The 15,924-nt window shown below is 59.9% G+C and carries 14 protein-coding genes; 10 read left to right on the forward strand and 4 right to left on the reverse strand.

The annotated features are described in order from the left end of the window. Positions 1-146: 146 nt before the first annotated feature. Complete coding sequence (gene pyrH, locus ACR0NT_RS01755; protein WP_170671168.1) at positions 147-899, reverse strand: UMP kinase; 753 nt, start codon at positions 897-899, stop codon at positions 147-149. A 97-nt stretch (positions 900-996) separates the two neighbouring features. Here pyrH and miaA point away from each other — a divergent pair, with 97 nt between their 5' ends. From miaA to ACR0NT_RS01780, 5 genes are all read left to right on the forward strand, one after another. Beyond that, a complete protein-coding gene (miaA, locus tag ACR0NT_RS01760) occupies positions 997-1,890 on the forward strand; it encodes a tRNA (adenosine(37)-N6)-dimethylallyltransferase MiaA (RefSeq protein WP_170671166.1) in 894 nt (297 codons plus the stop codon). Positions 1,891-2,199: 309 nt separating this feature from the next. Then, a complete protein-coding gene (locus ACR0NT_RS01765; protein WP_170442202.1) occupies positions 2,200-3,870 on the forward strand; it encodes an ABC transporter substrate-binding protein in 1,671 nt (556 codons plus the stop codon). 121 nt (positions 3,871-3,991) lie between these two features. Then, positions 3,992-5,038: an ABC transporter permease gene (locus ACR0NT_RS01770; RefSeq protein ID WP_170442199.1), complete on the forward strand. Its 1,047-nt coding sequence runs from the start codon at positions 3,992-3,994 to the stop codon at positions 5,036-5,038. A gap of 13 nt (positions 5,039-5,051) precedes the next feature. Further along, positions 5,052-6,515, forward strand: a complete 1,464-nt coding sequence (locus ACR0NT_RS01775; RefSeq protein WP_170442196.1) for an ABC transporter permease — start codon at positions 5,052-5,054, stop codon at positions 6,513-6,515. Positions 6,516-6,606: 91 nt separating this feature from the next. Then, complete coding sequence (locus ACR0NT_RS01780; RefSeq protein WP_170442193.1) at positions 6,607-8,694, forward strand: ABC transporter ATP-binding protein; 2,088 nt, start codon at positions 6,607-6,609, stop codon at positions 8,692-8,694. A gap of 448 nt (positions 8,695-9,142) precedes the next feature. Here the strand turns inward: ACR0NT_RS01780 and ACR0NT_RS01785 are convergent, their stop codons facing one another. Continuing rightward, entirely contained in the window at positions 9,143-9,727 is a 585-nt protein-coding gene (locus ACR0NT_RS01785) for a lytic transglycosylase domain-containing protein (protein WP_170442190.1), read from the reverse strand. 207 nt (positions 9,728-9,934) lie between these two features. On the opposite strand from ACR0NT_RS01785, the gene ssb reads away from it, so the two are divergent. Both ssb and ACR0NT_RS01795 read left to right on the forward strand, forming a co-directional pair. Beyond that, complete coding sequence (gene ssb, locus ACR0NT_RS01790) at positions 9,935-10,435, forward strand: single-stranded DNA-binding protein (protein WP_170671164.1); 501 nt, start codon at positions 9,935-9,937, stop codon at positions 10,433-10,435. A gap of 18 nt (positions 10,436-10,453) precedes the next feature. Continuing rightward, positions 10,454-11,524 carry a site-2 protease family protein gene (locus ACR0NT_RS01795; RefSeq protein WP_170671162.1) on the forward strand — a complete coding sequence of 357 codons (1,071 nt, stop codon included), beginning with the start codon at positions 10,454-10,456 and terminating at the stop codon, positions 11,522-11,524. Here the strand turns inward: ACR0NT_RS01795 and aroB are convergent, their stop codons facing one another. Beyond that, positions 11,525-12,637, reverse strand: a complete 1,113-nt coding sequence (gene aroB / locus ACR0NT_RS01800) for a 3-dehydroquinate synthase (RefSeq protein ID WP_170442180.1) — start codon at positions 12,635-12,637, stop codon at positions 11,525-11,527. Beyond that, on the reverse strand, positions 12,637-13,224 hold the full coding sequence (locus ACR0NT_RS01805; protein WP_170442177.1) for a shikimate kinase: 588 nt from the start codon (positions 13,222-13,224) through the stop codon (positions 12,637-12,639). The genes aroB and ACR0NT_RS01805 overlap by 1 nt, the downstream gene beginning before the upstream one ends. A 79-nt stretch (positions 13,225-13,303) precedes the next feature. Between ACR0NT_RS01805 and ACR0NT_RS01810 the strand changes: the two genes are divergently transcribed. From ACR0NT_RS01810 to ACR0NT_RS01820, 3 genes are read left to right on the forward strand one after another with little or no spacing between them, the layout of a single operon-like run. Beyond that, complete coding sequence (locus tag ACR0NT_RS01810; protein ID WP_170671160.1) at positions 13,304-13,453, forward strand: hypothetical protein; 150 nt, start codon at positions 13,304-13,306, stop codon at positions 13,451-13,453. Continuing rightward, positions 13,443-14,966 (forward strand): hypothetical protein, encoded by a 1,524-nt coding sequence (locus ACR0NT_RS01815; protein WP_170442174.1) that lies wholly within the window; start codon positions 13,443-13,445, stop codon positions 14,964-14,966. Before ACR0NT_RS01810 ends, ACR0NT_RS01815 begins: the two co-directional genes overlap by 11 nt. 2 nt (positions 14,967-14,968) lie before the next feature. Then, positions 14,969-15,922, forward strand: coding sequence for a site-specific tyrosine recombinase XerD (locus tag ACR0NT_RS01820; RefSeq protein ID WP_170671158.1), 954 nt, complete (start codon positions 14,969-14,971; stop codon positions 15,920-15,922). The last annotated feature ends 2 nt before the right edge of the window (positions 15,923-15,924 follow it).

A 15,924-nucleotide genomic window follows, 5' to 3' on the forward strand; every position in this document is an offset into this window, starting at 1 on the left:
GCTGAGAAGACCACATATAACAAGAAAACGACATAACCTGCAAAAAACGACATGAGTAATGAGCAGGTTGCGCGCCGGTGGAAATCGTATCCCCGGACAAAAAAGGCCGGGGTGTGACCCCGGCCCGTGGATTCGGTTTGTTCAAGTTAGCCCTGAACTTTGGTATAGGTGCCCTCACCCGCCAAAATGCCGCGGAAGCCGCCGGGCTCGTCAAGGCCAAAGACAATCAGCGGCAAGTTGTTGTCCCGCGCCAGCGCAATGGCCGAGGCATCCATGACACGCAGCCGCTTGGCCAGAACGTCATCATAGGTGACCGTGTCATAGCGAACCGCGTCGGCGTGAACCTTCGGGTCCTTGTCATAGACACCATCAACGCCGTTCTTGCCCATGAAGATCGCCTCGCACGCCATTTCGTTGGCGCGCAGGGTCGCAGCGGTATCTGTGGTGAAATACGGGTTGCCCGTTCCGGCGGCAAAGATGCAGACCCGTTTCTTTTCCAGGTGCCGGACAGCGCGGCGGCGGATGTAGGGCTCGCAGACCTCATCCATGCGAATGGCCGAGATGACACGGGTGAAGACGCCGATCTCTTCCAGTGCCGACTGCATCCCCAGCGCGTTCATGACCGTTGCCAGCATACCCATGTAATCGGCCGTTGTACGCTCCATCCCCTGCGCCGAGCCGCTGAGACCGCGGAAAATGTTGCCGCCGCCAATCACCATGCAGATCTCGACACCCAGATCGTGCACCGACTTGACCTCCTGCGCGATGCGTTGAACTGTCGGCGGGTGCAGACCGAACCCCTGATCCCCCATCAGCGCCTCGCCGGATATCTTCAGCATTACGCGGCTGTACTTTGTTTTGGTGTTCTCGGCGGTTTCGACTGATTGGGAATGGCTCATGTTGCGCTCCGGGCTGGCACGGGGTTAATTTCCGGCGCAAAATGAAGCAAAAACTCCGCAGGTTCAATGCGGATGGTGAGGATTGGGGCACACCCGGATGGCCAACAACGTCAGATCGCAGATTTGGGACCGCCTGCCCCCGATTGACGACGGCAAGCCCGTGCTTATCGCGGGGCCGACGGCCTCGGGGAAATCTGCGCTGGCCTTGCAGATCGCCGAAACCTTTGGCGGCGTGATCGTGAATGCGGATGCCAGTCAGGTTTACGATTGCTGGCGGGTGATTTCGGCGCGTCCGTCAGCAGAAGAGGAGGCCCGCGCGCCGCATCTGCTGTATGGTCACATCGCCTATGATCAGGACTATTCCACCGGCCACTGGCTGCGCGAGGTGACGCCGCTTCTGTCCAGGGGCCAGCGCCCGATCATTGTTGGTGGCACCGGCCTGTATTTCTCGGCCCTGACCGAAGGTATGGCCGACATCCCCCCCACGCCGATCGAGGTGCGGGCTGAGGCCGACCAGATGAATCTGCCCTCACTGATTGCTGGCGTCGATGCGGATACGCTGAACCGGATCGACACCCGGAACCGCGCCCGCGTTCAGCGCGCCTGGGAGGTTCAGCAAGCCACCGGGCGCAGCCTGAGCGACTGGCAGACCGATACGCCCCCTCCGGTTCTGGACCTGTCTGACACGGTGCCGATCGTCTTTGACGTGGACAAGGAATGGCTGCTGGAACGCATCACCCGGCGGTTCGATCAGATGCTGGATACGGGCGCGCTGCAAGAGGTCGAGACGATGCGCGACCTCTATGATCCGTCCCTGCCCGCCTTCAAGGCCATCGGCGTGCCCGAGCTGATCGCGTATCTGGACGGCAAGATGACCCTGGATGCCGCCCGCGAGCGTGCGACGATCGCTACCCGTCAGTTTGCCAAGCGTCAGCGCACCTGGTTCAGGGCACGAATGAAGAAATGGAATCGGATAGACTTCTCAAAATGATACGTCGATTTCTTGAGAGAACCTTCTAAGCGATTCCCTGCAAAGAGAGAATCCGCCGGTTCACCACAGTATACATGACGGATTCACCCGTTTCCGGGCGTGGGGCATGATCTAACAATCTCTGACCATGTCGCTTTTGTATCATGAATGACGATTTCGAACATTGACCTGATCCGGATTCTGGGGCCGAATGGGCCCATGGGGACAATCAGAACTCAAACAATCCGTGAACCAGCTGCCGGAAACTGACCGGTTCGAGCGGTTCCAATCTTCTTCAAAAACAAGACATCTCATCAGGGAGAGACATCAATGAGAAACCAAACCATCACCGGAGCACCGATTCACTGGGCCGCAGAAATGCACGCTCAGGAATACCGGGACGGTAAACTGACCCGGCGAGAATTCATGGCCCGCGCCACTGCGCTGGGTGTTGCCGTGCCAGCGGCCTACGGGATGATCGGCCTGCAATCACCTGCTGCGGCGCAAGAGCCCCAGCGCGGCGGCACCATCCGCTATCAGATGGAAGTGCGCGCGCTGAAAGACCCGCGGACTTATGACTGGACCCAGATTGCCACTTTCACGGCCGGCTGGCTGGAATATCTGGTCGAGTACAACAATGACGGCTCGTTCAAGCCCATGCTGCTGGAAAGCTGGGAAACGAACGATGACGCGACCGAGTATACCTTGAACGTCCGTAAAGGCGTGAAGTGGAACAACGGTGATGATTTCACCGCCGAAGACGTTGCGCGCAACATCACCGGCTGGTGCGACACCACGCTCGAGGGTAACTCGATGGCGTCCCGTATGGCGTCGCTGATCGACGAGAACACCCAGCAGGCCGCAGAGGGCGCTATCACTGTTGTAGACAGCCACACCGTCAAGCTGAAGTGTAACGCGCCTGATATCACGATTATTCCTGGTATGGCCGACTATCCGGGCGCGATCGTGCACAGCAGTCATGACGCCAACAATATGCTGGAAAACCCGATCGGCACTGGCTTCATGATCCCGGAAAGCCACGAAGTTGGCGTCAAAGGCGTTCTGGTTCGCAACGAAGGCTTTGACTGGTGGGGATACGAAGCCGGAAAAGGCGGTTATATCGACCGGATCGAGTTTATCGACTACGGCACCGACCCAGCTGCTTTCCTGGCTGCCTACGAAGCCGAAGAGATCGACATGAACTGGGAGTCGGTTGGCGAATTCGTCGACATCTTTGACGGCATCGGCCTGGTTCGTTCGGAAATCCCGTCGGGCTTCACCATCGTCATCCGTCCCAACCAGTTGGCGGAAGATGCAAACGGTAACAAAATCTACGGTGACAAACGTGTGCGTCAGGCCCTGGCGATGGCCGTCGACAACGCTGTGTGCCTGGAACTTGGTATGTCCGGCTACGGCATTGTCGCCGAAAACAGCCATGTTGGCCCGATGCACCCTGAATATGACTCGGAAGTGACGCGTATTCCGTATGACCCGGCCGCAGCCAAAGCGCTGATGGACGAAGCGGGCATGGGCGATTTTGAGCACGAAGTGCAGTCCATCGACGATGACTGGCGCCGCAACACCACTGCGGCGGTTGTTGCTCAGCTCAACGACGCGGGCATCAAGGCTAAGCACACGGTTCTGCCGGGTTCGACCTTCTGGAACGACTGGACCAAGTACCCGTATTCATCGACCAACTGGAACCACCGCCCGCTGGGCACACAGGTTCTGGCGCTGGCCTACAAGTCGGGCGTTGCGTGGAACGAATCCGGATTTGCCAACGAAGAGTTCGACAAACTTCTGGCCGAGGCAAACTCGATTGCGGATGTGGACATGCGTCGCGAAGTGATGGCCAAGCTTCAGGCGATCATGATCGACGAAGGCGTTGTCATCCAACCCTACTGGCGGACGGCAATGCGTCACCACCGCGACAATATGGTCGGTGTCGAAAAGCACATCGCTGACCTGCCCCAGCTCTATAAATTCGGCTTGATTGGTTAAGCTGAAACCAAACGGGCCGCGCCGCAAAGGCGCGGCCTTTTCGTCCTGACAGCGGCGACACAAAAAACAGCAATGCGTGAAACCAGATAATCTTCACGCTAGCCTACCAACAGGGGCCAATATGGGACTTTTCATTCTAAAGCGTGTCGGCATCATGCTCATGACAGCATTATGCCTGACATTCTTGGTCTTTTTCCTCACCAACCTTTATCCCAACCTCGAAAAGCTCGCGAAAACGCAGGGCAATTTCCGGATGTCGGATGAACAGGTTGCAAGCTTTCTTGAAAAGAACGGATATCTTCAGCCGACGCCGGTCAAATACGGCGAATGGCTGGGTGTTCTGCCGTCCTATCGGCATACGAATGAGGACGGCTCGGTTCAGGGCAGATGCATTCTGCCGGGTGAATCCGCCGAGGACGCCCCCAAGTTCTGCGGTATCCTGCAAGGATATTGGGGCTATTCCACTGTCTTCAAAGAGGAAGTGTCGACCGTTGTCGGAACCCGTCTGGGCCTGACCGGCAGGCTGATGTTCTGGGTTATGCTGCTGATGGTCCCTTCGGCGCTGATCCTTGGCGTTCTGGCCGGAATGAAAGAAGGATCTGCCACCGACCGGACCCTGTCAACCTTCGCGATCACCACCACGGCGACACCGGAATACGTGTCGGGCGTGATTTTCATCGCCATCTTCACCTCATCCGCAGTGGGCCTGAAATGGTTCAAGGGCACGGCAACACAGGCGATGGAGAACCCAACCTTCGAGAATTTCTTCTTACCGGTGCTGACGATTGCACTTTACGGGATGGGTTATATCGCCCGGATGACCCGCGCCTCGATGACCGAGGTGATGACGGCGCAGTACATCCGGACCGCGCGTCTGAAAGGCGTGTCCTTCTCGAACATCGTGATGAAACACGCGCTGCGCAACGCGCTGATCGCGCCCTTTACCGTGATCATGCTGCAATTCCCGTGGTTGCTGAACGGCGTCGTGATCGTCGAGACCCTGTTCAACTACAAGGGCTTTGGCTGGGCACTGGTTCAGGCGGCGGGCAACAACGACATTCAGCTGCTGCTGGCGATTTCGGTCGTGTCGGTCTTTGTGGTGCTGGTGACGCAGCTGATCTCGGATATCGGCTATGTCTACCTCAACCCGCGCATCCGTATTTCGTAAGGAGGGATAGATCATGGAACCACTTACCTGGACCGGCTCTATCGCCCTCCTGAACCCGTTGCTGATGATCGCGATAGCAGCCCTTCTGGTGTCGATCGTCGTCTGGATCCTTGGCAGTATCGTGCTGCCGGAAACCCCGGTCAGCGTGAATATCGATGGTACGATCAGTTCAGGCTCGGGCCTGAGAGGGTTGACGCAGAAAGCACTGCGATACAGCTTTGCGGCCTGTGTTGCACTAGTACTGGCCTATATCGTTCTGGGCATCCTCATGGGCACCAGCGCGGGTATTGTCGGCGCAATCTCACAGCAGTTCCTGCCGGTTTGGCTATCGCTGGTCATCCTGTTTGCCATGTCGATTGCATTCAAACGCAAGCTGGGCCTCTACGGCAAACTGTTCGACAGCCCTATCGGCATGATTGGATTTGGCCTTGTGATGTTCTGGGTGTTCACCGGCATCTTCGGCGCCATGGACCTGATCATAACCCACGATCCGCTGGATCAGGTGTCGGGTATGAAGAATAAGGTCCCCGGCACGCCCCTGCCCTCAACGGAAGAAGGCGCGTATGCCTGGTATCTGCTGGGCGGCGACAACCTGGCCCGCGATGTCTTCAGCCGCATGGTCAAAGGCGCGTGGATCGTGGTGCAGATCGCGCCGCTGGCGACCATGTTTGCCTTCATGGTCGGGATTACCCTGGGCCTGCCCGCGGGGTTCTATGGCGGTCGTCTGGACACGTTCCTGTCGTTCCTCGCCAACCTGATCCTCGCCTTCCCGGTGATCCTGCTGTTCTATCTGCTGGTCACGCCGGAAATCGTGGCGACCGGGGTGCCGAATTATATGGCGGCCGTGCTGTTCGTTTTCCCGATCCTGTTCCTTGCGGTTCTGCTGAACTCGCGCTTTTACACAAGGCCGAGCTTCCGCACCCCGCTGTTGATCGGAGTGCTGGGCATCGCGCTGTGGCTCTACCTGTCGCTGATCACGACTGATGGTTACATCATCAACACCGACAGCTACGGGATCTGGGGATTGCCGACCTATCTGGACCTGTTCGACATCCCCGGCGGTATCCTTGTGGTGTTCGTCTCTGTGGTCTTCGTGAACTCACCCACCGTGTTCCGGATCGTCCGGGGCCTGGCGCTGGACATCAAAACGCGGGACTACGTGGCTGCGGCGCAGACCCGTGGCGAGGGTCCTTGGTACATCATGCTGTGGGAAATTCTGCCCAACGCCCGAGGTCCGCTGATCGTCGATTTCTGTCTGCGGATTGGCTACACCACCATCCTTCTGGGAACCTTGGGCTTCTTTGGCCTTGGACTGCCGCCGGAAAGCCCGGATTGGGGGTCTACGATCAACGAAGGGCGCAAGCTGCTGTCGATCTATCTGCACCCGGCCCTGCCGCCCGCGCTGGCGCTGTTGTCACTGGTTCTTGGTTTGAACCTGCTGGCGGACGGTCTGCGCGAAGAAAGTCTGAAGGACTGATGTGATCGAGGCCGGGGGCTCTGCCCCCGGACCCCCGAGATATTATTAGCCAGATGAAGGGGATCCCCCGCGTTTGGCGAGGAGAACACAGATGAACAAACTGGCGGATTATGACGGTCCAATTCTGGAGATCGACAAGCTGTCGATTTCCTTCTTTACCCGCCTGCGGGAAATTCCTGCGGTGATGGATTTCTCGGTCAGCGTGCAACCCGGCGAAGCCGTTGGTCTGGTGGGCGAGTCCGGTTGCGGCAAGTCCACCGTGGCACTGGGCGTCATGCAGGACCTTGGCAAGAACGGGCGGATCGTTGGTGGCTCGATCAAATTCAAGGGCCGCGACCTTTCTGAGATGACCACCGAAGAGTTGCGCGACATTCGCGGCAACGAAATCGCGATGATCTATCAGGAGCCGATGGCCTCGTTGAACCCAGCGATGAAGATTGGCAAACAGTTGATGGAAGTGCCGATGATCCACGAGGGTGTCAGTAAGGACGAGGCCTATGCACGTGCGCTGGAAGTGGTCACCGACGTGCGTCTGCCCGACCCCGAGCGGATGCTGAATTCGTTCCCGCACCAGTTGTCAGGTGGCCAGCAGCAGCGGATCGTCATCGCGATGGCGCTAATGTCGAAACCGGCGCTGTTGATCCTGGACGAACCAACCACCGCTCTGGATGTGACGGTCGAAGCCGCCGTGGTGGAACTGGTCAGGGATCTGGGTAAGAAATACGGCACCTCGATGCTGTTTATCTCGCACAACCTCGGGCTGGTTCTGGAAACCTGCGACCGCCTGTGCGTGATGTATTCCGGCGAGGCGGTCGAGCGCGGCTCGATCCACGATGTGTTCGACGAGATGCAGCACCCCTATACGCAGGCGCTGTTCCGCTCGATCCCGTTGCCGGGGGCCGACAAGAATGCGCGCCCGCTGGTCGCCATTCCGGGCAACTTCCCCCTGCCCCACGAACGCCCGCCGGGCTGTAACTTTGGCCCGCGCTGCGACTATTTCGAGGAAGGCCGCTGTGACGCGCAGAACATTCTGATGGAGCCGGTGCCGGGCAATGATCGCCACCACACGCGCTGCCTGAAGTTCAAAGAGATCGACTGGAACGCACCGATCACCGTGGGCGAACAGAAGGAAAAGGCCGAGATCGGCCGGACCGTCCTCAAGATGGACAACCTCAAGAAATACTATGAGGTGGCTGCGAATGCCCTGTTCGGAGGTGGCGAGACCAAGGTTGTGAAAGCCAACGAAACGCTCAGCTTTGAAGCACATGAATCCGAGACGCTGGCCATCGTCGGCGAATCCGGCTGCGGCAAATCGACCTTCGCCAAGGTCCTGATGGGGCTGGAGACGGCCACAGATGGCCAGATTCTGCTGGACAATCGCAACATCGAGGCCGTCCCGATCGAGGAACGTGACGCCAAGACCGTAGGCGAAGTGCAGATGGTGTTCCAGAACCCGTTTGACACGCTGAACCCATCGATGACCGTGGGTCGTCAGATCATCCGCGCGCTGGAGATCTTTGGCGTAGGCAACTCCGAAGCCGAGCGCAAGAAGCGGATGCTGGAGCTATTGGACCTAGTGAAACTGCCCCGCGCCTTTGCGGAACGGATGCCGCGGCAGTTGTCGGGCGGGCAGAAACAGCGCGTTGGCATCGCCCGCGCCTTTGCCGGGGATGCACGGATCGTGGTCGCGGACGAACCGGTCTCGGCGCTGGACGTGTCCGTGCAGGCGGCGGTGACCGATCTGCTGATGGAAATTCAGCGCGAGCACAAAACCACGCTGTTGTTCATCAGCCACGATCTGTCCATCGTGCGGTATCTCAGCGACCGGGTGATGGTGATGTATCTGGGCCATGTGGTCGAACTTGGCACGACGGACCAAGTCTTTGCCCCACCCTATCACCCCTACACCGAAGCGTTGCTGAGCGCTGTTCCAATTGCCGATACGTCAATCGAAAAGCAACATATCGTCTTGGAGGGGGATATCCCGTCTGCGATGAACCCACCTCCGGGATGTCCGTTCCAGACCCGGTGCCGCTGGAAATCCGAAGTGCCGGGCGGGATGTGCGAACGCGACGTGCCACCGGTGAAAACTTTGGCCGAAGGTCATCAGGTCAAATGCCACCTGTCCGAAGAGATTCTGGCCCGCATGGAGCCGGTCATCAAGGTCGCGGCTGAATAAATCCGGCCACAAAAGATCAAGGGCGCAGGAGTCATACCGGTGCCCCTTATCGACGATGTCCAGCTTGGGCAGAATCAGCGCCGGGCGTTACGGGTTTGGCATACCCACATTCAACGCGAGCCTGCGGGCGATGACCTCATTGGGTTGAGTAATGGATCCGGTGCTGGCGCTTTTTTGTCGCCGGATAATGGGATGCGGATCGGAAATTCATATTTGCGCTAGGTGTGACCGCGATCTGGGCGGCTTTGTATGGGCAAAAGATGCCGCGCATTGTCGCTGGCGGTGACCGCTTGCCTGTTCTTTTCGGCGGCGCATGTACCGTGCAGCAGCGCCCATGTTTTATGTGCGTGAGGCCAGCATGCTCATGTTCTGTGCGCGACGATGCTGCCGATCACGGCCGGACTCTGCAAGCGTGCCGAAGTCGATGCCATATGACCGAAACGACCGCTTAGCCGCCCCAGATCACTTTCACGTAGTTCTGGGTTTCATTGTAAGGTGGAACGCCGCCGTGTTTTTCAACAGCCTGCGGCCCGGCGTTATAGGCCGCAAGCGCCAGACGCCAGGATTTGAACTTGCGGTATTGCCAGGACAGATACCGCGCCCCGCCTTCCAGGTTCTGTTTCGGGTCATGCGGGTTAACGCCCAAAAGCCGCGCCGTACCGGGCATCAACTGCGCCAGCCCCAAAGCACCCTTGTGCGATTTCGCATGCGGGTTCCAGCCGCTTTCCTGCTGCACCAGACGCAAGAACAGCTCTTCCGGGACGTTGTGCTTGCGCGCGGCTTGCCGGGCCAGAGTCATATACTCCCCCCGGTACTTGCCCGTGTAGCGTTTGTTGAAACTGTCACTGGGCTTTGCCCTTTTCGGCTTAAGCCGCTCGGAATCGCGGTACTGGGTTGCCGCACGCGAGTCCAACACCTTGGATTGCTTGAGAAAAATATCCTTCCGGCTTTTTGTCGACAACGTCTGCGCGGTCACCGGGGCCGAGACCAGAGCAAAGCAAGCAACCAAAAAACAACTAACCAGAAATCGCATTAACGCCAATCTCGCTCGTTCAGGAACTCTGAGGAGTATAAATATTTCAGTTAATAATGAAAGCTTGGTAAACCGAGCCCTGGTATTTTCTTGCGGAGTGTTACCTGCATCAACCGTGTTTCAACCACGACGCAGGCCGTATAGGGTCGCTTGGAAACTCTGCGCCAGATTCGGGCGCGCAAACGTCAATTCAGAACGGGGAAATACATGGCGGGTTCAGTCAACAAGGTCATTCTTATCGGCAATCTCGGTGCGGACCCTGAGGTACGGTCGTTTCAGAATGGTGGAAAGGTATGCAACCTGCGCATCGCGACATCCGAGACCTGGAAAGACCGCAATACCGGAGAGCGCAAGGATCGGACTCAATGGCACTCGGTCGCTATATTCTCGGAGCCTCTGGTGCGGGTCGCCGAGCAATATCTGCGCAAGGGCAGCAAGGTCTATATCGAAGGGCAGCTGGAAACCCGTAAGTGGCAGGACCAATCCGGCCAAGACAGATACACGACCGAAGTGGTCCTGCGGCCCTATCGCAGCGAACTGACAATGCTGGACGCCCGCGGTGAAGGCGGCGGCGGTGGCTATGGCGGCCAATCGGGCAGCTACGGCGGCGGTCAGGCCGGTGGCGGCTATGGCGACCCCTATGGCGGCCCATCCAGCGCCCCTGCCCCGGCATCCGGCGGCATCGACGACGACGAGATCCCGTTCTAAGCGAAACGGAGACATATCATGACATGGTCCTTCTCACTCGGCCGGATATTGGGGTCGGAACTGAGGGTCCATGTCACCTTTTTCCTGCTGCTGGCCTGGGTCGGATTCGCCGCCTACTCCAGCGGAGGGATTACGGCCGCCATCGAAAATCTGATCTTCGTGCTGGCGCTGTTTGCCTGCGTCGTCGCGCATGAATTCGGCCACGCGCTGATGGCGCGGCGGTACGGGATCAAGACCCCCGACATTACTCTGCTGCCCATCGGTGGGCTGGCCCGGCTGGAACGGATGCCGGAAAAACCGATGCAAGAGGTCTGGGTCGCCCTTGCAGGCCCCGCCGTTAACATCGTGATCTGGGTGATACTCGTCGCGCTGGGGGCCGGAATGCCGCTTGAGACCATGGCGCAGATCGACTCGACTGGCCCCGGGCTGATGAACCGGCTGGCCTATGTGAATCTGTTACTGGCCGCGTTCAACATGATCCCGGCCTTTCCAATGGATGGCGGGCGCGTATTCCGCGCCCTGCTGTGCCTGAAAATGGACCGGGTCAAAGCCACCAGAGTCGCCGCCCTGGCCGGGCAGATCGTCGCCGTGGCGTTTGGTTTCTGGGGGCTGAGCGTGGGCAACCCGATCCTGGTTCTGATCGCGGTGTTCGTCTTTGTCGCTGCCAATTCCGAAAGCCACGACGTCGCCATGCGCTCAGTCGTGCGGCGGGTTCTGGCACGTGATGCGATGATCACCGAATTCCACGCCCTGTCCCCCACCGACACGCTGGCCACAGCGGCACAGGCCGTCATTCACACCACCCAGCATGAATTCCCGGTGCTGGATTCAGCGGGTGCCCTGCTGGGGTTCGTCACCCGAGATCGGCTGTTCACCGCCTTGACCGGAGACACCCCACGTTCGGACCCGGCAACCTCGGTCATGGTGACGGATATCCCGCAGGTTCAACTGACCAGCGGGCTCGAAACGGTTCTGGACGGGCTGCACAAGGGTGCCCCGGCCATCGCGGTCTGTACGCAGGCCGGGATCATGGTCGGCTACATCACCCGCGAAAATATCGGCGAGTTGATGGTGATCCAAGGGCGGTGATCAGACCGTCGCCAGAGCATCTTCCAGCACGGAAATCACCGCCTCAGGCGGGACGTCCGAGGTAACAAAGGCCTCGCCGATTCCGCGCGCCAGAATGAACCGAAGCTGACCGTCGATAACCTTCTTGTCCTGCGCCATCAGATCAACCAACGCTTCGGCGCTTGGCAGATCGCCGGGGATGTCAGCCAGATCGGTTTTCATCCCCATCGCCCGCAAATGGGCGCGAACGCGACTTGGATCTTCTTGCGAGCACAGACCCAGACGCGAGGACAACTCGAACGCCAGCGCACAACCGATGGCCACGCCTTCGCCATGCAGCAGGCGGTCGGAATAGCCGGTCGCAGCTTCAAGCGCATGACAGAACGTGTGACCAAGATTCAGCAGCGCGCGGTCGCCCTGCTCGGTCTCGTCCCGCGCCACGATGTCGGCCTTCATTTGGACCGAGCGTGTCACCGCCCGCACCCGCGCGGCCATGTCACCGCCGGACACATCCGTTCCGTTCTGCTCAAGCCATTCGAAAAAAGCCGCATCGCCCAGCAGGCCGTATTTCACCACCTCGCCATAGCCCGACAGGAAATCGCGCGGGGTCATTGTGCCCAGAACCGAGGTATCGGCCAGCACCAGTGACGGCTGATGGAACGCCCCGATCAGGTTCTTGCCCTGCGGCGCGTTGATCCCGGTCTTGCCGCCCACCGAACTGTCGACCTGCGCCAGCAGCGACGTCGGTATCTGCACGAACCGCACACCACGCCGCAGGACCGCAGCGGCAAAACCGACCAGATCGCCGATGACACCACCACCAAAGGCAATAACCACGTCCCGACGTTCAACCTTTTCCGCAAGCAGCCATTCCACGGTACGTTCGAAATGCGGCCAGCTTTTGGTGGCTTCGCCTGCAGGCAAGGTCAGGGACGTCATCTCGATCCCGGCAGAAGCCAACCCATCCCGCAGAGCGTCCAGATGCAGCGCGCCCACGTTCTCATCGGTGACAACGGTCACCTTGGGCCGGGGCAGCAATGGGGCGATCCGCGTGCCGGCCTGCGCGAGCAGGTCCGGACCAATTTCCACATCATACGAGCGTTCGCCCAGCTCTACATATACGGTTTGGTGCATCACTTCCGTTCCAAAACATCGGGGCGTGTGGCCAGCGCATCCACCACCCGGTTCACCATATTCTCGATCGAGGTATGGCCGTCCGATTCAGCGATCAGGTCGGCCTGCGCGTAAACCGGCACTCGGTCCTCGTACAAGGCGCGCAAGGTCGCATACGGGTCGGCGGTGCGCAGCAAGGGGCGCGTGTCCTTGTGTTTGACCCGGTTCCACAGAACCTCAAGGTCCGCCCGCAACCAGACGGACACACCGCGCTCGGTGATCATGGTGCGGTTCTGTGCGGCCAGAAAGGCACCGCCGCCGGTGGACAGGATGCCTTTTTCCTCATCCAGAAGACGCCCGATGACCTGGCTTTCCTTGGCACGAAAAAACGGCTCTCCGTCGCGCGCAAAAATCTCGGGGATGGTCATGTTGGCTGCCGATTCGATCTCGGCATCGCTGTCGAGGAAGGGAACGCCCAGCCGTGCGGCCAATGCACGGCCCACAGCCGTCTTTCCCGCCCCCATCATGCCGACAAGAACCACCGTTTTGTGCAGTTCAAAGCCCGTATCCGGGTTCACGCCCGAAGAGTTATGCTTAATTTCGCTCATTTCACCGTGAATGACGTGATCTTAGGAAAAATGCTAGCTATAACTATGACAAAAGAGAAAATTGGGGCAGCGTTGAGCAATGGGCCGTCTGATCAAGTTCCTGTTATATCTGATTTGCCTGGGTTTCATCGGGCTGGTGGCATATGCCTACCTGGGTCCGTTCTTCGGCGCCGACTTTTCGGCGCCGAAGGATGAGATACGAGAGCCGGTAATCCTGAATGTCGAATAAGGCCGCACTGTTTGCGCTGTTATTGGCCGGATCGGCCCAGGCGCAGCAGGAACCTCTTTCCGTCATCGAATGGCTAAACGACCCGCCGGAAAACCTGCCGGGGACCGTGTTGCTGGAACCTTCTGTGACCGAGACCGGCGTTCAGCCGGATGTCGAGGTCACGCCGCTTGAGGCGCTGTCACCGCCGCTTGGGCTGGTGTCATCATCGGTGACCGGGCTGCCCGTGGATCTGTGGCAGAACAGCGATCCTGCCCGTCTGGCACAGCTGATCGCCCGCGTGCCGGTCAAGTACAACCCGGCGATGCAACGCCTGCTGTTCACCCTGCTGCTGACCGAAGCCCGTGCGCCTGCGGGGCCGAACGCGCAGGAACCTCTGCTGCTGGCGCGGCTGGACCGTCTGATGCAATTGGGTGCGGCTGATCCGGTACAATCGCTGGTGCAACTGGCCGGCCCTACCGACAACCGCGAGCGGTTCCAACGCTGGTTCGATGCGACGCTGTTGACCGGGGATGAGGATCGCAGCTGCACCGCACTGATCGCGCAGCCGCATCTATCCCAGGACTATGCGGCACAAATCTTCTGCAAGGCCCGCCGGGGCGACTGGGGGTCCGCCGCGCTGACGCTTGAGGCCGCACATGCGCTGCAGGTTCTGCCGCCCGAGGATCTGGACGTACTGGACCGGTTCCTCAGCCCCGAGCTTTACGAAGATGCCGAGTACCTGCCGCAACCCGACGACCCCGACCCGCTGAGTTTTCGGCTGTTCGAAGCTATTGGTGAGCGTTTGCCCTCAACCCCGCTGCCGCGCGCATTCGCAAATGCCGACCTGCGAGATGTGGCCGGATGGAAGGCGCAGATCGAGGCCGCCGAGCGCCTGACACGGATCGGAGCACTGACCCCCAACCAATTGCTGGGCCTGTATACCGAGCGGTCGCCTGCAGCCTCTGGCGCGGTCTGGGACCGGGTCGCGGCGGTGCAAAAATTCGAAAGCGCGTTGGAAACAGGCAAGCCGGGCGCGGTTGCCAAGACACTGCCCAAAGTCTGGGAACAAATGCGCAGCGTCGGGCTGGAGGTTCCCTTTGCCGAGTTGTTCGCAGGCCGACTGTCGCAGATGGCCCTGCCCGATCCGGCCGCGGAAAACCTGCGGTGGCGGATTCTGCTCTTGTCCGAACTTTATGAAACCGCCGCCCTGTCGCCTCCGGACGAGTCGGTGGAGACGCAGTTTCTGGCCGCGCTGGCACAGGGCGATCCGGGGCGGGCCAAATCGCCTTCCCCGTGGGCCGATGCTGTGGCTGAAGGGTTTGCCTGGGCCGCGCCTATCCCATCGGACATTGATGCCATGTTGGCCAACGGGCAGCTGGGTGAGGCCATTTTGGAAACGATGGAGGTTTTCGCCCATGGTGCACGCGGCAATCTTGTCGATCTGACCGCCGCCGTCGCAACCTTGCGCCGTGTGGGTCTTGAGGACACCGCACGCCGCGCCGCCCTGAACCTTCTGATCCTGCAGGACACCTGAGCATGGTGGCCCCGGCAACCTCGGATCTGTGGATCTCCACCTTCCTGCAGGCGCAAGCGGCCGAGCTTGGGGCGGCCAACAACACTCTGCTGGCCTATGGCCGTGACCTGAAGGACTTTGCCGCCTGGCTGCAGCGCCGGAAAATCGGGTTCGCCGAAGCCGAACGCGATCGGATCGAGGCCTATCTGATCGACTGTGACGCCCAGGGGCTGGCGCAATCCACCCGCGCGCGACGGCTGTCGGCGATCAAACAAATCTATCGTTTCGCTTTCGAGGAGGGCTGGCGCGACACCAACCCCGCCATCCAGATCAAAGGCCCCGGACGGCAAAAACGCCTGCCCAAAACGCTGGACGTGCCCGAGGTTGATCGGCTGTTGCAGGCCGCCCGCCAAACCGGGCGCACCAAGGGCGACCGGGTGCGCAACACCTGCCTGATGGAAGTGCTTTATGCCACCGGTATGCGCGTGACCGAACTGGTTTCGCTGCCGGTCTCTTCCGCGCGGGGCGATCCGCGAATGCTGCTGGTTCTGGGCAAAGGCGGCAAGGAACGGATGGTGCCGCTCTCTTCCCCTGCCCGAGAGGCGCTGGCCGCGTGGCTCATGGTCCGGGACGAGGCCGAGGATCAACTGGTCGCCGATGGCGGCCAACGGTCCAAGTTCCTGTTTCCGTCGCGCGGGAAATCAGGACACCTGACACGTCACATGTTCTTTCTGCTGGTCAAGGAACTGGCGGTTCAGGGGGGTGTTTCGCCGGAAAAGGTCACACCGCACACGCTGCGCCATGCTTTCGCCACGCACCTGCTGGCCAATGGGGCCGACCTGCGGTCAATCCAAACACTGCTGGGCCATGCCGATGTGGCGACCACCGAAATCTACACTCATGTTCTGGACGAACGTCTGGCCGAGCTGGTGCTGGAGCATCACCCGCTGGCCAAAGACCCGGAAGACAAGGGCTAACC

The organism is Ruegeria sp. AB10 (assembly GCF_056542745.1).